A 16,337-nucleotide genomic window follows, 5' to 3' on the forward strand; every position below is an offset into this window, starting at 1 on the left:
TTCCCGAAATGCAAAAAGACGCGCGAGAGCGGGTCGCTCTTGCACGCCTTCCTGCCTTAATGCCGTTTATTTGCGCAATTGCCCCAGCTCCGAGACGAGCGCTTCCACCTCGCTGATGCTGAACTTCTCCTTGCTCGCGACGACCTCGTACAATTCCTTGATATCCTCGTAACGCCCGACGCTAAAGCTCGATGCTTGCATCGCGGCGGCCGTGGCCATCCGCAGCTTCACTTTGATCTCTTCGATCATGAATTCTACGTTCTCTTGCGTGGGCTCGTTCAAGTTTTTCATGCCGGGACACATCCTTTGTTTTTTCGCTGTCCGTATTGTACCATGAGGCCCGTCTCCCCGCCACATAAGCGGTTTGAGCGGGCGGACGAATTGGAGTACAATTTAAATTGGGCGTTCAAAAAGTCGACGATTCAGCACCGAGAAGGTGGCGAGAAGGCGAAGAAGGAGGAGTGGAGTTTAGGCTAACCTAAATGAGCGCCGGACTTCAAGCCTGAACGCCAGATTCGATGCGTAAGTTACGTCTTGATCTGCTTCGTGATCAACTTTTTGAACTACCTCGTCGGTAAGGGGGAGAGCGATGAGAAGCAAGGCGAAAGGACGCCGCGGCCCGGAACGGGAGGGGACGGCATGGCGGCGCTCCGATCTTACGGGGCTCCGGCTTTTTCTGAGCGATATTGCCTCTCGGCATCCGGTTCCGGAACAGCTTGCCATCGTCTGCATCGGAACGGATCGTTCGACGGGGGATAGCTACGGACCCTGGGTGGGCACGCTTCTGGCCGAGCGCGGCTGGAACAACGTCATCGGGACGATTGCCGCTCCTTGCGACGCGGACCGTTACGGATCGTTGATTGCGGCGCTGCCGCCAGGCAAGGTCGTGATCGCCATCGATGCGGGACTCGGCAAGCCCGAGAGCGTCGGCGGCTATCTCGTCGCGGACGGCCCGCTGCACCCGGCTCGCGCGACGGGCGGGTACTTGGCCCCGGTCGGCGATTATAGCATCGGCGGCATTGTCGGTCCGCTCAGCGCGAAGCCGTATTGGAGCTTGCAGCGGGCGTCGCTGCACCAGGTGATCCGGATGGCGCGCGACACGGCGGACGCGATCCATCAAGCGTGGGCGCCCCATTCGGCCGGAGAGATGAGCGCTGAGGCGGAAAACCCGTCCATTACGCACTTGGTCCGATTCATCATAGAGCCTGGACGGTGAATGAAGAGTACGATCGACTACTACACCTATTATTAATCGTAAAGGGCGTGTTATAGATGACAGCCGTAACCATTGCCAACCGCCAGACTCAACTTGCCAACGGACTTAAACTTGCTTATTACGATTCCGGCGACAACGCGGGCGTGCTGCCGCAAGGCACCGCCGCTGTATTGCTGCACGGCTTCTGCGGGAGCTCAGCTTATTGGGAAGATGTGCTTCCGCTGATCGGCGGCTTGGGCCGCGTTATCATTCCGGACCTTCGCGGTCATGGTCTAAGCTCGGCGGCCATCGAAGAGGTCTACGCGATGGAAGCGTTCGCGGACGATCTCGCGGAGCTGCTGGGGGTGCTGTCGGTCGAACGCGTCTGCCTGTTCGGGCATTCGCTCGGCGGCTACGTTTCTCTTGCGTTCGCCGAGAAGCATCCGGAGAAGCTCGAAGCGTTCGGATTAATCCACTCCACGTCGCTGCCGGATAGCGACCAGGCGAAGATCGGCCGCGACAAAGCGGTGAACACGATCCGGACCGAAGGCATCGAGACGTTCGTGAACGGCCTTATTCCGAAGCTGTTCGCGCCGGAGCATCTGAACGCGCTGGAGAATGCGGTGAAGCGCGTGCATGAGATCGGCTATGCGACCTCGCCGGAGGCGGCGGCCGCGACCGCGCTCGGCATGAAGTCTCGCAAGGACCGTCGCAGCGTGCTGGAGAACTTGGAGGTGCCGCGCCTGCTCGTGGCAGGCTCGGAGGACGGCGTCATTCCCGCCAAGAACACGTTCACCTCGGAAGGGAAGAACGTTTCGCAAGTGCTGCTGAGCGGCTCGGGCCATATGAGCATGATCGAATCGCCGGCCGAGTTGGGCAATCGCATTTCGGCCTTTGTCCGTCATCTGTACGTGAAGAAATAACCGGGTGCCGCCGGCCGAGCGCGTGAGCGAATTTCGGCGGCGGCTCCATTCGTGAATAAGGGCCGCAGCGCCGCGGGGAGAGGGAAGCGTGTTCCAACGGGATTATTTTATGCGCATGATCGAGCAGATCGGGGAAGTTGCGGGCGTTGTGCTCGGCTTGCGCCGGGAGAAGAAGCAGGAAGAGGCGCTGCTCGTCATCGACGAACAGCTCGACAAGCTGTTCCGGATGAACGGCAAGCTGGTCCGCTCGCTGTCGGATACGGATCTCATCCGGATGATGTCGCGCAGCGGCGTCGTCGAGACGGCGAACGTGCAGGGCATCGCGCTCCTGCTGAGGGAAGAAGGGCAGCTGCACGAGGAGCTGGAAGACGAGGAGGCCGCATACGCCGCACGTCTCAAGTCGCTTCATCTATTCGCGCGGATGGCGCTGCTGGACGCGCCGCCGCTCGCCAAACCCGCTTCCGAGGAGGCGGAGGATCTGATCGCGAAGCTTGCGGCTTACGAGCTGCCGGCGTCGACGAAGCGGCTGCTGGCGGAATTTTACGAATCTCATGGCCGTTTCGATAAAGCGGAAGATGTTCACTATGAATTAATGGAGGACGGCGAGCTGCCGCGGTCGGAGACCGAGGCATTCTATCGTCGTCTTCTTCTGCTGCCGGACGACACGCTCGCGCGCGGGGGCGTGACGCGCGAGGAAGTCGGTGCGGCGCTGGCGAAGTTGGATCGGTATGAAGAAACGAGGAGCTGAACGAGACTTACGATGGACACATGGATAACGGATATACGGGAAGCTGTGGCGGCAGGACGGCTGCTGCAGGCTTCCTTCAGTCAACTTAAACGCAAGGACGGCAATACGCCGCCGAAGACGGCGGTGCGGCCGATCGAGCTGCGCGGCAGCCGGTATTACCAGTTCGAGTACCACTTCAAGGCGAAGGTCACGCACGAGAACGTGCCGGAAGCCGAAGCGGCGGAACGTCTCGCCGATTGGCTGCAGCAGAATTATCGACAAGCGCTGCTGAAGACATCGGATGCGGATATTCAAATTTTGTTCAATAAGAAGGGCAAAGCCGCCGTGCTGCGCAAGCCGCCGACGGCGAAGAATGCCGGGGCGCCGCTTGCGCACAACCGTCAGAAGCAGCGCGTGATCCAAGAAGGGACGGCGGCGCCGTTTCTCGTGGAGCTGGGCATTATGACGAAGGACGGTCAAGTGGCGGCCAAGAAGCAGGACAAGTATCGCCAGATCAACCGGTTTCTCGAGATGGTCGGCGACGTGCTGCCGGAGCTGCCGAAGGACAGGGAGATCCGTATCGTCGATTTCGGCTGCGGCAAGTCGTATTTGACGTTCGCGCTGTACCATTTGCTCGCCATCGAGCAGCAGCGGCAAATTTCGGTCATCGGCTTGGATTTGAAGGAAGACGTCATCGCCTTCTGCACGGAACTGGCGGAGAAGCTGGGCTATGACAGGCTGAAGTTCCAGGTTGGCGATATCGCGGATTTCAACGAATTAACCAAGGCCGACATGGTCGTGACGCTCCACGCCTGCGACACCGCGACGGACGCGGCGCTCGCCAAAGCGGTCGGATGGGGAGCTTCGGTCATTCTGTCCGTTCCCTGCTGCCAGCACGAGCTATTCAAGCAAGTGAAGAACGAGACGCTGGCCCCGCTGCTGGCCCACGGGCTGCTCAAAGAGCGGTTCAGCGCGCTGGCGACCGATGCGGTGCGCGCGCAGCTGCTCGAAGCGATCGGCTACAAAGTGCAGCTGCTCGAATTCATCGATCCCGAGCACACCCCCAAAAATTTGCTCATCCGGGCAACGACCGGCGGCGGCAAGCCCAGCGCGCGCAAATGGGCGGAGTACGTGGCATTCCGGGATGGGTTGAATCTTTCGCCCTATCTGGAATCGGCGCTTGCGGATCGCCTAGCTGCTTTCAAGTAATCCTTTATGACTAGTTATGGAATGCGTGACATAGTGATTGTCGACGGAAATCGCGTGTGCTAAAATAAATTCATACGTGAAGTCCCGGGAAGTAGTTCGTATTAAGGGTGTTGGGATGATCGTTTTGGGACTGTTGACAGGGGTAGATCTTTGCCTGTTTCTCGTTCTTTTTGCGATATTTGTTCATAGCATTGTCCCTAGTGTCATCCACGCTCCGCACAAGAATTATCTGCTAATCCAGTCGACGAGAAGGAGAGGATTCGGTGGCATATCGGGGGAGAATAACGGCGCTTGCGGCCGCGATCGGCTTGTCCGGCGGCGCCGCGCTTTACGGGCTCTGGCCCGAGGAGAGCGGCCTGCTTCGGGCAAGCGCCGGCGCCTTGCTGTTTGCCGCCGTCTCCATCCCCGTCGGCTGGTGGCTTGGAAGGAAGTATGACCGGCTGGCCCGGCTAGCCGTCATGGATCCGCTGACGGGCGTGTACAACCGGCGTTTCGTGGAGAACGGATTCGTCAAGCTGGCGGCTCGCGCCGGAAAGCAGCGCAAGCGAATGGCGGTTCTGCTAATCGACGTCAACGACTTCAAGCAAGTCAACGATTCCCATGGTCATGCCAAGGGAGACGCGGCGATCCGCGAGGTAGCGGCGGCGCTTCGGCATAGCGCGGAGCGCGGGGAGATCGTGGCTCGGTGGGGAGGGGACGAATTTATGGTCATCTGCCCGTATGCCGACGACAAGGCTGTCGCCGTCTTCTCGCGGAAGGTCCGCGATCGGCTGGAGCACGCTTCGCTGCGAACGGGCTTCCGGCTTGCCGTATCGGCGGGCGTCGCCTCGTATCCGGCTGACGGCGCACGGCTAAGCCAGCTTGCTCAGCTGGCCGACGAACGGATGTACGCGGACAAGCAGTCGGGCAAACGCCATAAAGCCGAAGAGGAATCGTTACAGGAGGCTCAAGCACAATAAACAGGCAATTAAAGGCGGAATGGCACAATGAGGAAGGCGCATATAACCTCGGTTAAGCCGGGGGATAAATTGGGGCGCACCGTCTTTCAAGAGAATGGCAATGTTCTGCTGGGGGAAGGCGTTGAATTAACCCAACGATTTATCGACAGGCTTGAGAATTTGGGCATCGACATGCTCTATATCCAAGATGACATGACCGAAGATTTGGAGCCGAGCTCGGCGATTCAGGACGAGACGAGGCGCAAGGCGATGAACGAAGTCCACAAGACGATGACGACGCTTATGGATACGCACAAGACCAAAGGGCGCACGGTCGCGCCGGAGCTCGGACGCACGTTCCGCACGGTGTTCGGTCAGATGATGCAGGACCTGTCCGCACGGCAAGACATGCTCGTTAGCTTGACGAATATTCAGGCGATGGATTCTTATTTATTCAATCACTCGGTCAACGTCGCGATTCTCGCCGGAATCATGGGCGTGGCCAAAGGGTACAACCGCAATCAGCTGGAGGAGCTGGGCGTCGGCGCGCTGCTGTTCGATGTCGGCATGACCCAAGTGCCAAAGGAGCTGCTTGCCAAGGCGGCCTTCTTAAGCGAAGCGGAGCGAGGCGTGGTTCAGAAGCACGCGGAGGACGGGTTCAACCTGCTTCGCGCGCAGCATGATGTCTCGTTATTGTCGGCCCACTGCGCGTTCCAGCATCACGAGCGCTTCGACGGGAGCGGATATCCGCGCAAGATCAGAGGCGACGAGATACACGAATACGCGCAAATTATCGCCATCGCGGATGTATACGACGCGTTGACCTCTCCGAGGCCGCACCGCAAACGACATACGCCGACGGAAGCGATCGAGTTTCTGTTCGCGGCAGGCAACACGTATTTCGACGTAAACCTGATCAAAATGTTTTGCAAACATATTTCCATCTACCCGATTGCGACGACCGTGCTGCTAAGCTCCGGCCAGATCGCCGTCGTATCCGCCAACAACCCGCTGGCCGTCCATCGTCCGACGGTGCGGATCATTCGGGAAGCGGACGGCAACCCGCCGGCCGCGGCGTACGATATCGAGCTGAAGGATTCCAATAATCTGCTCATCGTCAAGGAAGTTTAACTACAATTGTATGCAGGACAAAGGCAAACTTGTCGAAAGACAAGGACGCAAAGCTACAGGGTCTACCGTTTGCGCGCATCGCGAACAATGACAGCCTGGCCGCCGAAGCGAGGGCATCCGTGTACAGGATGACGAAGTCGGCTTAAGTTCCAGGAAGCGGCTTTTTTATTTTGTATCCACGGAGGTCACATAACATCATGACGAAAACATCCAGAGTAGAACAATCCGCCGTATACGGCAAAGAAATGTCGACATATCCCTTGCAAGCGCTCCTCGACAGCAGAACGGTCGTCGAGAAGGACGGCTACGTATCCACGGGCCTGCTCACCCATGTAGAGGGCGAAATGCTGGAGATCGAGATGTCCGAGTTCAAGTCGTTTCATTTGGGAGATCCGGTCCATCTGACGCTCTATTCGCCGGTAGGCATCCAGCGGCTTCAATCGACGGTCATCGCGAAGGCGGAAGGGTCGCTCGCGGTACTGCTCCCGCCGAAGTCGCTCGCGGGGCTGGAGGAGAAGCGGGAAGCGAATCGCATCGAAGTTCGGCTGGACGGCAGGCTTCAGCCGAGCGTCCGGGCGAACCAGGCGGAAGGCGCGGCCGACGAGGAGCCGCCCGCGGTATTCAAGACGAAGAACGTCTCGCTCAGCGGCATCGGATTCGAGACCGTGCATAACGTCAAGCTTCGCATCGGCGCCATCGTGCCTGCGGTCGTTTCGATGGGCTTCGAGCTCAGCTGTCATATCGAGATCGTTCGAAGCGGGACGGAAGGCGAGTTTTGCTTCTATGGCGCCCGCTTCGTGGAACTGAACGAGCTGCAGGCCAGAATGCTTCGCGCGTTCTTGATTCGCGAGCAGGTATCGAATTATTACCAAGCCAAAGAGAGACGCAAAGCGCTGGCGCGAATGTAAGACATTCGCACGCTGTCGGCGAATGCAGGGGAACGAGGGAAACCGGCCGCGGCCGGTTTCCTTTTTTCATTGCCGCGTCATCCGCCGGGGGGCATCAAATCTACTGCATCCAAACCTTAGAAAATAGGTGATAGACCTCGTGCGTTCGTCCTGGCCGCTCTTGTTTCCCTAGCATATGCTGTAGGAAACGTAAGAGGAGGGGTTGGAAGAATGGCATCGACTCGAGTAAGACCGAAGCGTCTCGCATCCAGCACGGGGAGGGTCATCCGAACGGCCAAAATACCGGCCGGCACCACGCAATCCGTCTATTTGAACCGTTTGACGGCGCTGTGGGTCCAGAGCAACGGCGTTACGTTCAGCACGAACGGGTTTTTCGCCCGTCTGTACCGGAACAACACGCTGATCTCGACCGCCTTTTTCGACAACTTCGGCGTTGTGCAGTTCCGCAACGTCGGCGTGCTGACGACGTCCAATTTGACGATCCGCATCTTTAACTCGGCGGGCGTCCAGTTCCGTTCCCGGTCGATTCCGGCCGGTTCGGAAGCATTCGCCGTCATCGGCTAACTGTTGTTCGGCGGCCTATGCCGAACGCGCAAGATAGCCCGTCATGGGCCGGCTAGCGGTCGAGAAAGGCTTGAATGTGAAAGAGGACCTCGCTTCCGCCAATAGGGCGAAGCGAGGTCCTCTTTTTTGCGCATTAACCGCCGAACGCTTCGCGGAAGGCCGCCTGCAGTTTCGCTAAGTCGACTTCCCACAGCTCGGCGATTTCCGCGCTGACGTTCTCGTCCCACCAGTCGGCGAGCTTGCGGCGATTGCTTTGGTTTTCCGCGATCCAGGGCAGGTTGAGGGCGACTTTTTTAAAATACAGCTTTTCCGCCGCTTCCAGCTTCTCCTTGGACACGTAGACGTTCAGGCGTTTGACGGTGCGGTACAGCTCGTTATCGCAAGCACGCCGGATTTTGCGCGCCGTCGGCAGTCCGGCCGCATGTTTGGATTGGGGGGATGGTTTCATCGTGACCGACTCCTCTCATTCCCCTATATATGCGCCCGGCCGCCGATTGGTCACCAGCCCGGACCGTGCTTGTTATTGTACGTAGATGTAGCCGACCATCGGGCCGTTATGCTCGCGCGTATCGTGCGTTTGGCAGATGATCGGATAGGTGCCTTTCTTCTCCGCTTTGAACTTGACGACCGTCGTTTTGCCTTTCTCCACCGTCCCTTGGATGCCGAGTCCTTCAATGACGAACGGATGCGATTCGCCGCTGATGCCCGTCAGATGCAGCTCCACTTCCTCGCCGGCGTTCACGAAGATGCTGCTCGGCGACCAGAGGTAGGCTTCGATTTTTTTGTTGTTCGCGTCGCGCGCCTCGAATTCCCCCGTGACCAGATGCATGACCCGCGTCTGGCTCGGCGTCGCCATCGCCGCCTGAGACTGATTCCACTTGAAGCATACGACCGCCACGACTAAGGCCAGGAGCAGGACCGCGAACAGCTTGATTTGTTTCTTGGTAATCACGAAAATGTTGGTCATGGAACGCCCACCCGCTTTCTTCAGATTGAACATAGCTAGTCTATGCAGGGGCTTGTTCATGCATGTCTGCGGGTTCGGACAAAGTGGGGCCGCGTGACGAAAATGTCACTTTAATATGTGTCTGGTCTTATGGAGGCACCGCACTCAATGTGCTAGAATACCGATAGAGACAGAAACGACAAAATTTAGAAATGTTAGGAGACGGAGAATGGAGTGGATTCACGAACTTGCAACCACCGCGTTGCACTGGATTGAAGAGTTAGGCTATTGGGGCATCATTATCGGTCTTGCGATCGAAGTCATCCCGAGCGAAATCGTGCTGGCGTTCGGCGGGTACCTGGTGTACAAGGGCGAAATATCTTTCCTGACCGCGGTCATCTGCGGCACGATCGGCGCGGTGATCCAACAATGGATCCTGTATGCCATCGGCAGATATGCCGGCCGGCCATTCTTTGAAAAATACGGCAAGTATATTAAAATTTCGCCCAAGCATCTGGATACGGCGGAAAAATGGTTTAATAAATACGGCTCCGGCATCGTATTCACGGCCCGTTTCGTGCCGGTCATGCGCCAAGCGATATCCATCCCGGCCGGCATGGCGCGCATGAATTTCTGGCTGTTCACGTTCTTAACGCTGCTTGCCTCGATTCCGTGGTCGATCCTGTTCGTGTATTTGGGCAACTCGCTCGGCGACCAGTGGGAGAACATCGACGAGAAGGCGGGGCCTTATATTCAGCCGGCGCTGCTGATCGCGATCGCGCTGCTGATCGTATACGTCCTGTTCAAGACGCTTCGCAAGCGCGGCAAAACGGTATAATTTGGTGCCCCGGCGCCTGGTTTGGTACAATAGGAGTTAGGTTGGACCAGCAATTGACTCGTACATAACGATCATTTCCCAGGAGGGATACCGATGAGCAAGAACGTAGCGAACAAGCTAAATCAAGGCATCAGCCCGCGGCAGTTTATCGAGGGGATGCAGAAGAATAAGGAAGCGTTCGAGGATTGGGGCAATCGCTTCGAATGGCGCAATGAGGAAGACCGCGTTTTCTTCGAAGGTTTGCGCAATCGCGGCGACCTGCGCGTGCTGATTCTGATGGCCGAATGGTGCGGCGACGTCGTGCGCAACGTGCCGGTCGTGTTCAAGGCGCTGGAGAACTCCGGCATCCCGGTAGACGTGCTTGTCATGGAAGAGCATTTGGATACGATGGACGAATTTCTGACGATGGGCGGACGCGCGATTCCGATCGTCATCGCGGCGAACGCCGAGGGCGACGTTCTCGGCCAGTGGGGACCGCGTCCGGCGCATGTGCAGGAGGCGATGATCGCCTTCAAGCAGGCGAACCCGGACCGCGAGGCAGCCGATTATCAGGAGAAACTCGCCGAGACGCGCCAAGAGATGGGACGCCGTTACGGCGAAGGCACCGATTACCAGCAAACGATCGTAACCGAGTTGCGCGAGCTGCTCGCCAAGGTGTAACCGGACATGACGCTGAAAATCGAAACGTTCTCCCTTGGACCGCTGCAGACGAATTGCTATTTGGTTATTGAAGAAACCGGTGCTCGCGGCTTCGTCGTCGATCCCGGCATGGGGCCGAAGCGGCTGCTTGACCGGATCGCGACGCTTGGCCTGACGATCGAGGCGATCGTGCTGACGCATGCGCATTTCGATCATATGGGCGGCGTCGACGAGGCGCGCAAGGCGCTGAAGTGTCCGGTCTATCTGCATGATCTGGAGGCGGACTGGCTGACGGACGCGAAGAAGAACGGTTCGACCCGTTGGCCGGACGTCACCGGTCCGCTGACGACCGAGCCGGCGGAATACGCGCTGGCGGACGGCCAGAAGCTGACGCTGATCGGCCATGAGTTCGACGTGCTGCATACGCCGGGGCACTCGCCGGGCAGCGTGAGCTTGGTCAGCGGCGAGCATCTGATCAGCGGGGATGTGCTGTTCCGCCAATCGGTCGGCCGCACGGACCTGCCGGGCGGACGCGAGCGCGACTTGTACGACTCGATCCGCGGCAAGCTGTACCAGCTGGACCCGAACACGCGCGTCTACCCGGGACACGGCCCGCAGACGACGATCGGATTCGAAATGGCGAACAACCCTTACGTTCCGGCATAAGCCGGGCGTAGGGGTTTCTCCATAAGTAGAGGGCAAGAAGACGAGACGCAATCCTATGATGGAGGCTTGGACCATTGGCAGAGACGAAGCAACGCGCGAAGGAAGAAGAGCTGGATAGCGGCATCGGCAAGACCGAGCTGACGCCCGAGGAGAAGGCCGCGGAGCAGGAGCGGATCATGAAGCGGATCTCGGCGGAGCTGAGCTTGCCGCTGACGAAGACCAAAGCGGCCGTTAGCTTGCTGGACGAAGGCAACACGATCCCGTTCATCGCCCGTTACCGCAAGGAGATGACCGGCGAGCTGGACGAGAACGAGCTTCGCTCGATTGAAGAGAAGCTGCAATATATGCGCAACCTGGAAGTTCGCAAACGCGAGGTCATTCGGCTCATCGACGAGCAGGGCAAGCTGACGGATGAGCTGAGAACTTCAATTGTTGCCGCGGTTAAGCTGCAAGAGGTCGAGGATCTGTACCGTCCATACCGGCAGAAGCGGAAGACGCGGGCGAGCGTGGCCAAAGAGCGCGGGTTGGAGCCGCTCGCGCAGTGGCTGCTGTCCCAGCCGCGGCAGGGCGATCCGCAGCGGGAGGCGGCGCGCTACGTCGACGCGGACAAAGGCGTCGCGACGCCGGAAGAGGCGCTGCAGGGCGCGATGGACATTATCGCCGAGCAGCTCGCCGACGATGCGAAGATCCGTGCATGGGTGCGCAAATTCACGTTCGATAACGGCGTTATCCGTACCGAGGCGAAGGATAAGGACCAGGAATCGGTCTACGAAATGTACTACAGCTACCAGGAGCCGGTGAAGCGCCTGCCGCCGCACCGGACGCTGGCGATCAACCGCGGGGAGCGCGAAGAAGTGCTGCGCGTCGCGCTGGACGTGCAGGCGGAACGCATTCGCGACTATATCGACCGCCAGACGATTCGCGGAGGCACGCCGCAGCCGATCAAGGAGATTCTGCTCGCGACGATCGAGGACGCCTATAAGCGTCTCATCGCGCCGTCCATCGAGCGCGAGGTGCGCGGCGAGCTGACGGACAAGGCGGAAGAGCACGCAATCTCGATCTTCTCTGCGAATCTGCGCAACCTTCTGCTGCAGCCGCCGGTGAGGGGGAACGTCGTGCTCGGCGTCGATCCGGCGTTCCGGACCGGCTGCAAGTTGGCCGTTATCGACGAGACGGGCAAGCTGCACGAGGTAGCCGTCTCGTATCCGACGCCGCCGAACAACAAGGTGGCCGAAGCGGAGAAGCTCATTAACGGCCTGATTGACAAGTATAAAGTCGAGCTGATCGTCATCGGCAACGGGACGGCTTCCCGCGAGACCGAGCAGTTCATCGCCAAGCTGATCGCCGGGCGCAAATCCGCGGGCAAAGACAAGGAACGCGGACTGAAGTACATCATCGTCAACGAAGCGGGCGCGAGCGTCTATTCGGCCTCCAAGCTGGCGGCCGAAGAATTCCCGTCGCTCGATGTCGCCGAGCGCAGCGCCGTCTCCATCGCGCGCCGTCTGCAGGACCCGCTCGCCGAGCTCGTGAAGATCGAACCGAAGGCGATCGGCGTCGGCCAATACCAGCACGACGTCAGCCAGAAGCGGCTGGAAGAGAGCCTGGGCGGCGTCGTTGAGTCCGCGGTCAACCATGTCGGCGTCGACGTGAACACGGCTTCGCCGTCGCTGCTCTCGTACGTGGCGGGCATCAACGCGACGACCGCGAAGAATATCGTCAAGTACCGGGAAGAGAACGGCAAATTCGGCGATCGCAAAGCGCTGAAGAGCGTGCCGCGGCTCGGCGCGAAGACGTACGAGCAGTGCATCGGCTTCATCCGCGTGCCGGAGAGCGTGAATCTGCTCGATCGAACACCGATCCATCCGGAGTCGTACGACGTCGTGGACAAGCTGGTGAAGGCGCTCGGCCTGAAGCTGGCGGATCTCGGCACGGAGGCGTTCAAGAGCGCGCTGGCGGCGCTAAATGCCGACGAGATGGCCGCGAAGCTGGGCGTCGGCGCGCCGACGCTGCGCGACATCGTCGACAGCCTGCTGCGTCCGGGCCGCGACCCGCGCGAGGAGCTGCCGCCGCCGATTTTCAGCACCGACGTGCTGGACATCGAAGATTTGAAGCCGGGCATGGAACTGCACGGCACGGTGCGCAACGTCATCGACTTCGGCGCGTTCGTCGATATCGGCATCAAGAACGACGGACTCGTTCATATCTCGCAGCTGAGCAACAAGTTCGTCAAGCATCCGATGGACGTCGTTTCGGTGGGGGACAACGTGACGGTGTGGGTGCTGAGCGTCGATCTCAAGAAGGGGCGCGTGGGCTTGACGATGCGCAAGCCGGAGTAGACAGGGAAGCTCTCGGGAGAAGCGAGAAGGCGGCCGCATTACGGTTGGCCAGGGTGGTATCGGCCGTGCGCTCCGATTTTGGGAGCCGCCTACAGCTTGAAACGCAACAAAGCCCTGACGGATGCCGTCAGGGCTTTTCGTTATCGATCTTGTCATGCGAAAGCAGCGTTGGGCGCGATACGTCGGCATTGGCGCGTCGTCCGCGAGTGAACCGCTGCTCAAGGTTGCTGCAGCTCGACGCTATCGTCATCCGGACGTTGTTTCGTCCGGTAGAAATACCAGCAGTCATTTAACAGCCGGATTTGCCGCCGGTCTTTTTTGAGAAATGCCCGCATCAGTTGGTTGCACAGCCATTGCGGCATACGCATCGCCTCCTTCCCGTCTGCCATCGTACTCTTAGCATATGGGCGTAGGCGAACGTCCGTGCAGGTCCAACGGCAGGCAGCGCGGCGCGATGAGGAGTAAAGTCTGTTCTAGCCTTCCATTTCCTCTTCGTACCACTGCTCGAGCTGCGCCTGAAGCGCGCGTATTTCCGTGAGCAGCGAGATCAGCGGGTAGGATTTCTCCTCGATGGCCGAGAAGCTTTGCTCCAGCTGATTCAAATAGTCGAGACCGGAGTGGATCGTCAGCGACTTGTCATGGAGATCGACATTGTCGCATTCGGCGATCGCATAGGGCAAAGTAGGCACGTTCGACGCCGTTAACTTGTCGATTTCTTTATGCAAGCGAAGATTCAGGGCGCTGAGCTGGTAAGCGTGGGAAGCCGGCATTTCCACGAACGAGACGCCTTCCGCACCGCTAAGAATAATAAACCGCATTTGTGGCATAAACATAGTTCTCCCCTCGGACACATCCATACTACTTGACAGTGTAGCGTATTCGTCCTTTAAAATTCAAGTAGGAAAGAAAGCGGCTGGCCCTTCGGCGGACAAGCCGCGGATAGGAGTTTAGAATGACGAACGACATGCTGCAGCAATGGGTGGAGCGGGTATCGCTTCGCGATTTTGGGCGTCCCTTTCGGCATAAGGCGACCTTTAACGGGCGGCTCAAGGCGACGGGCGGCCGTTATTTCATGAAATCCCACAATATCGAGATTAGTCCGCATCAACTTGCCGCTTACGGCGAGGAGGAGACGGAGAAGATCATCAAACACGAGCTTTGCCATTACCATCTGCATTTGCTGAAGCGCGGCTTTCAGCACCGCGACGCGGATTTCAAGCAGCTGCTCGCGCAGGTCGGGGGATCGCGCTTCTGCCAATCGCTGCCGGAGCGGGCGAATCGGAAGCCGGCGCCGTATAAATACAAGCTGCTTTGCAAAAACTGCGGTATGGAATATATGCGCCGCAGAAGGGTAGATCCAAGGCGGTATGCGTGCGGCCGATGCAGAGGCAAATTGTTGCTCCAAGAACTTGACTTCACGAAAACGTCATGTTAAATTATTACTTGTCACTGCATAATAATGCCAACGTTCCCTGATAGCTCAGTTGGTAGAGCACTCGACTGTTAATCGAGTTGTCACAGGTTCGAGTCCTGTTCGGGGAGCCATTCTCATGGAGAAGTACCCAAGTGGCTCAAGGGGACCCTCTGCTAAGGGGTTAGACTGCGTAAGTGGTGCGAGGGTTCGAATCCCTCCTTCTCCGCCACCAATGAATGACAAGGATCGCCTACGGGCGGTCCTTTTTGTTTGCGATGGGAAAGGTGGGGGCTTGGTAGTTGAGGGCGGCGTCTCTGTGGATATCCCATCCTGGTATCGGAACACACATTACGCGGCGAGACATCTTGCGAAAAATGTATTGCATGTTACGTCATAAAGTGATACTATCTAAAAGTCGCTGTTGCAAGCGACGCTAGATTTGCGTTGCATGGCCCGTTGGTCAAGGGGTTAAGACACCTCCCTTTCACGGAGGTAACAGGGGTTCGAATCCCCTACGGGTCACCATTATGCGAGCCATTAGCTCAGTTGGTAGAGCACCTGACTTTTAATCAGGGTGTCGTAGGTTCGAGTCCTACATGGCTCACTCTCCTATTTGCGGTCGTGGTGGAATGGCAGACACACCATCTTGAGGGGGTGGCGGGGCAACCCGTGCGAGTTCGACTCTCGCCGACCGCATCCTTAGTTAGAACGAGTGAAACCCTTGCCGAGCAAGGGTTTTTTTTGTTTTGGGGCTAATATCGCGATGCATGATTATCGTCGTTTTGATAATTTGTTGACGGTTTGTTGACGTGGATTATACTTATCCAACTTGCTTGCCGCCACACGACTATGTGTCTTCTCGTAACATGAGCATAAAGCCCGGTTATCCAGTACTGCATGCTCCTGGATGCCTCGTATCTGCCTCGCTTTCGAGAAGACGTGTTGCCGTGGTATGCCTGAGGCTATGAAGATAAAAGTACCTTAATTCATCCTACTGAATAAAGTACCGCATTTATTCCGATGGGGTGTTAAAAAAGAATGGTTCTCCGAACCCACTGTGGAAGACAAAATTAACATCCCCACTAGTCGTCATTTATCTCGTTCCTTCACGTGAAACGTTCAACATTCAGCGCTCGCAGCCCGTTTATTTACCATTCTGGCATTCGAGCAATTCGTATTGGTCTTGCGACCCCAGCCATGCCATCGATCGTGCGGAAAATGGTCTTGTCGCGCGAGCTGGTATGCGCAGAAATCTAAACTAAAAGGTCGGACATCGAACCGGTTGCCGGGGGCTCCGCTTAACTAGGGGGGCCTTTTAACTTGAATTGGAGATCGTGGCGGAGTAGGGGGCAGTTCCTATTTGTATTAACATATTGGCCGCAGCAGCACTCAATGGTATCCCTTGGCTGGTTCTGTCGATCTAGTAAACTCCGTAAAGACGTAAGGGCTGGACACAACGATGACGCTTTGCTTCTGACCATTGTCGCCCCGGATCCTACGTAGTGTAGATGTTGTGAAATATGAACAGCGAGAACAAGGGAAGAGTCTCGACGAACTGTCTGAAAGTGTTGCGACATACTGATTATAGTAGTCCTACTTTTGGTGCGCCCATTGTGATCCGGTCAGTTCCGAGATCTGCACCTCGCAGACGTAGACCTTCCGCGCATACACGTATAGACGAATATGCAGTCCAGTGCCCAAACTCTATGCGCTCAACCGGCTTGTATACGCAGCGACGCGACCTTAGCGCGAAGTAGAGGTTGATTACCTGAAGCGTATGGTCAATAAGGGCAATCTGAATCTTTTATCGGTTAAACACCCGAATTCTTGAGTCTATGCCACTTAACCTACCTAGCGCTTAGATTCTCTTCACTTTCCTCACACTTTTACCGCTTTAGCTTGA

18 protein-coding genes, 5 tRNA genes and 1 riboswitch are annotated in these 16,337 nt (G+C 57.8%); of the genes, 18 read left to right on the forward strand and 5 right to left on the reverse strand.

Going from position 1 to position 16,337, the window contains the following annotated elements; genetic code table 11:
• Nucleotides 1–66: 66 nt before the first annotated feature.
• Nucleotides 67–291: a DUF1128 domain-containing protein gene (locus BCM02_RS29155; protein ID WP_148932661.1), complete on the reverse strand. Its 225-nt coding sequence runs from the start codon at nt 289–291 to the stop codon at nt 67–69.
• A gap of 298 nt (nt 292–589) precedes the next feature.
• Between BCM02_RS29155 and BCM02_RS29160 the strand changes: the two genes are divergently transcribed.
• The 8 genes from BCM02_RS29160 to BCM02_RS29195 all read left to right on the forward strand — a co-directional run bounded on the left by BCM02_RS29160 (nt 590) and on the right by BCM02_RS29195 (nt 7,595).
• A complete protein-coding gene (locus BCM02_RS29160) occupies nt 590–1,216 on the forward strand; it encodes a DUF1256 domain-containing protein (RefSeq protein WP_148932662.1) in 627 nt (208 codons plus the stop codon).
• A 56-nt stretch (nt 1,217–1,272) separates the two neighbouring features.
• Nucleotides 1,273–2,118: an alpha/beta fold hydrolase gene (locus BCM02_RS29165; RefSeq protein WP_148932663.1), complete on the forward strand. Its 846-nt coding sequence runs from the start codon at nt 1,273–1,275 to the stop codon at nt 2,116–2,118.
• Nucleotides 2,119–2,206: 88 nt separating this feature from the next.
• Entirely contained in the window at nt 2,207–2,866 is a 660-nt protein-coding gene (locus tag BCM02_RS29170; RefSeq protein WP_148932664.1) for a DUF6483 family protein, read from the forward strand.
• A 12-nt stretch (nt 2,867–2,878) separates the two neighbouring features.
• Nucleotides 2,879–4,054 carry a class I SAM-dependent methyltransferase gene (locus tag BCM02_RS29175; RefSeq protein ID WP_148932665.1) on the forward strand — a complete coding sequence of 392 codons (1,176 nt, stop codon included), beginning with the start codon at nt 2,879–2,881 and terminating at the stop codon, nt 4,052–4,054.
• 263 nt (nt 4,055–4,317) lie between these two features.
• Complete coding sequence (locus BCM02_RS29180; protein ID WP_148932666.1) at nt 4,318–5,013, forward strand: GGDEF domain-containing protein; 696 nt, start codon at nt 4,318–4,320, stop codon at nt 5,011–5,013.
• Between the two features lie 27 nt (nt 5,014–5,040).
• The gene (locus BCM02_RS29185) at nt 5,041–6,123 is read left to right on the forward strand and encodes an HD-GYP domain-containing protein (RefSeq protein ID WP_148932667.1); all 1,083 of its coding nucleotides are present in this window, start codon (nt 5,041–5,043) and stop codon (nt 6,121–6,123) included.
• Between the two features lie 12 nt (nt 6,124–6,135).
• Nucleotides 6,136–6,230: riboswitch (cyclic di-GMP riboswitch) on the forward strand.
• 90 nt (nt 6,231–6,320) lie between these two features.
• Complete coding sequence (locus BCM02_RS29190) at nt 6,321–7,031, forward strand: PilZ domain-containing protein (protein WP_148932668.1); 711 nt, start codon at nt 6,321–6,323, stop codon at nt 7,029–7,031.
• A 210-nt stretch (nt 7,032–7,241) separates the two neighbouring features.
• Complete coding sequence (locus BCM02_RS29195; RefSeq protein WP_148932669.1) at nt 7,242–7,595, forward strand: hypothetical protein; 354 nt, start codon at nt 7,242–7,244, stop codon at nt 7,593–7,595.
• 133 nt (nt 7,596–7,728) lie between these two features.
• On the opposite strand, the gene BCM02_RS29200 is transcribed toward BCM02_RS29195, so the two are convergent.
• Nucleotides 7,729–8,043 (reverse strand): dehydrogenase, encoded by a 315-nt coding sequence (locus BCM02_RS29200; RefSeq protein WP_148932670.1) that lies wholly within the window; start codon nt 8,041–8,043, stop codon nt 7,729–7,731.
• A gap of 72 nt (nt 8,044–8,115) precedes the next feature.
• Nucleotides 8,116–8,562: a cupredoxin domain-containing protein gene (locus BCM02_RS29205; protein ID WP_148932671.1), complete on the reverse strand. Its 447-nt coding sequence runs from the start codon at nt 8,560–8,562 to the stop codon at nt 8,116–8,118.
• Nucleotides 8,563–8,770: 208 nt separating this feature from the next.
• On the opposite strand from BCM02_RS29205, the gene uptA reads away from it, so the two are divergent.
• The 4 genes from uptA (at nt 8,771) to BCM02_RS29225 (ending at nt 13,020) form a co-directional block, all read left to right on the forward strand.
• The gene (uptA, locus tag BCM02_RS29210; protein ID WP_148932672.1) at nt 8,771–9,379 is read left to right on the forward strand and encodes an undecaprenyl phosphate transporter UptA; all 609 of its coding nucleotides are present in this window, start codon (nt 8,771–8,773) and stop codon (nt 9,377–9,379) included.
• Between the two features lie 93 nt (nt 9,380–9,472).
• Complete coding sequence (locus tag BCM02_RS29215; protein ID WP_148932673.1) at nt 9,473–10,039, forward strand: thioredoxin family protein; 567 nt, start codon at nt 9,473–9,475, stop codon at nt 10,037–10,039.
• A 6-nt stretch (nt 10,040–10,045) separates the two neighbouring features.
• A complete protein-coding gene (locus BCM02_RS29220; protein WP_148932674.1) occupies nt 10,046–10,684 on the forward strand; it encodes an MBL fold metallo-hydrolase in 639 nt (212 codons plus the stop codon).
• Nucleotides 10,685–10,860: 176 nt separating this feature from the next.
• Entirely contained in the window at nt 10,861–13,020 is a 2,160-nt protein-coding gene (locus BCM02_RS29225) for a Tex family protein (protein ID WP_148932693.1), read from the forward strand.
• A gap of 218 nt (nt 13,021–13,238) precedes the next feature.
• Here BCM02_RS29225 and cmpA read toward each other — a convergent pair whose 3' ends face one another.
• Entirely contained in the window at nt 13,239–13,382 is a 144-nt protein-coding gene (cmpA, locus tag BCM02_RS29230; RefSeq protein ID WP_148932675.1) for a cortex morphogenetic protein CmpA, read from the reverse strand.
• 111 nt (nt 13,383–13,493) lie between these two features.
• The gene (locus tag BCM02_RS29235; protein WP_148932676.1) at nt 13,494–13,847 is read right to left on the reverse strand and encodes a hydrolase/acyltransferase; all 354 of its coding nucleotides are present in this window, start codon (nt 13,845–13,847) and stop codon (nt 13,494–13,496) included.
• Nucleotides 13,848–13,972: 125 nt separating this feature from the next.
• On the opposite strand from BCM02_RS29235, the gene BCM02_RS29240 reads away from it, so the two are divergent.
• From BCM02_RS29240 to BCM02_RS29265, 6 genes are all read left to right on the forward strand, one after another.
• Nucleotides 13,973–14,455 carry a SprT family protein gene (locus BCM02_RS29240; RefSeq protein WP_148932677.1) on the forward strand — a complete coding sequence of 161 codons (483 nt, stop codon included), beginning with the start codon at nt 13,973–13,975 and terminating at the stop codon, nt 14,453–14,455.
• A gap of 34 nt (nt 14,456–14,489) precedes the next feature.
• Nucleotides 14,490–14,565 (forward strand) — tRNA-Asn (locus tag BCM02_RS29245).
• Between the two features lie 7 nt (nt 14,566–14,572).
• Nucleotides 14,573–14,663 (forward strand) — tRNA-Ser (locus tag BCM02_RS29250).
• Nucleotides 14,664–14,884: 221 nt separating this feature from the next.
• Nucleotides 14,885–14,959 (forward strand) — tRNA-Glu (locus BCM02_RS29255).
• 6 nt (nt 14,960–14,965) lie between these two features.
• Nucleotides 14,966–15,038: transfer RNA gene (locus BCM02_RS29260), tRNA-Lys, on the forward strand.
• Nucleotides 15,039–15,049: 11 nt separating this feature from the next.
• Nucleotides 15,050–15,130 (forward strand) — tRNA-Leu (locus BCM02_RS29265).
• Nucleotides 15,131–16,337 lie beyond the last annotated feature (1,207 nt).

This window comes from Paenibacillus methanolicus (assembly GCF_008124765.1).
In the GTDB taxonomy this organism is placed as follows: Bacteria; Bacillota; Bacilli; order Paenibacillales; family Paenibacillaceae; genus Paenibacillus_Z; species Paenibacillus_Z methanolicus.

Bases quoted from the DNA above. Each gene is read 5' to 3' on its own strand.
- cmpA (WP_148932675.1), bottom strand. From the start codon at position 13,382: ATGCCGCAATGGCTGTGCAACCAACTGATGCGGGCATTTCTCAAAAAA.
- BCM02_RS29200 (WP_148932670.1), bottom strand. From the start codon at position 8,043: ATGAAACCATCCCCCCAATCCAAACATGCGGCCGGACTGCCGACGGCG.
- BCM02_RS29240 (WP_148932677.1), top strand. From the start codon at position 13,973: ATGACGAACGACATGCTGCAGCAATGGGTGGAGCGGGTATCGCTTCGC.
- BCM02_RS29215 (WP_148932673.1), top strand. From the start codon at position 9,473: ATGAGCAAGAACGTAGCGAACAAGCTAAATCAAGGCATCAGCCCGCGG.
- BCM02_RS29235 (WP_148932676.1), bottom strand. From the start codon at position 13,847: ATGCCACAAATGCGGTTTATTATTCTTAGCGGTGCGGAAGGCGTCTCG.
- BCM02_RS29225 (WP_148932693.1), top strand. From the start codon at position 10,861: ATGAAGCGGATCTCGGCGGAGCTGAGCTTGCCGCTGACGAAGACCAAA.
- BCM02_RS29175 (WP_148932665.1), top strand. From the start codon at position 2,879: ATGGACACATGGATAACGGATATACGGGAAGCTGTGGCGGCAGGACGG.
- BCM02_RS29155 (WP_148932661.1), bottom strand. From the start codon at position 291: ATGAAAAACTTGAACGAGCCCACGCAAGAGAACGTAGAATTCATGATC.
- uptA (WP_148932672.1), top strand. From the start codon at position 8,771: ATGGAGTGGATTCACGAACTTGCAACCACCGCGTTGCACTGGATTGAA.
- BCM02_RS29160 (WP_148932662.1), top strand. From the start codon at position 590: ATGAGAAGCAAGGCGAAAGGACGCCGCGGCCCGGAACGGGAGGGGACG.
- BCM02_RS29205 (WP_148932671.1), bottom strand. From the start codon at position 8,562: ATGACCAACATTTTCGTGATTACCAAGAAACAAATCAAGCTGTTCGCG.
- BCM02_RS29165 (WP_148932663.1), top strand. From the start codon at position 1,273: ATGACAGCCGTAACCATTGCCAACCGCCAGACTCAACTTGCCAACGGA.
- BCM02_RS29195 (WP_148932669.1), top strand. From the start codon at position 7,242: ATGGCATCGACTCGAGTAAGACCGAAGCGTCTCGCATCCAGCACGGGG.
- BCM02_RS29190 (WP_148932668.1), top strand. From the start codon at position 6,321: ATGACGAAAACATCCAGAGTAGAACAATCCGCCGTATACGGCAAAGAA.
- BCM02_RS29185 (WP_148932667.1), top strand. From the start codon at position 5,041: ATGAGGAAGGCGCATATAACCTCGGTTAAGCCGGGGGATAAATTGGGG.
- BCM02_RS29220 (WP_148932674.1), top strand. From the start codon at position 10,046: ATGACGCTGAAAATCGAAACGTTCTCCCTTGGACCGCTGCAGACGAAT.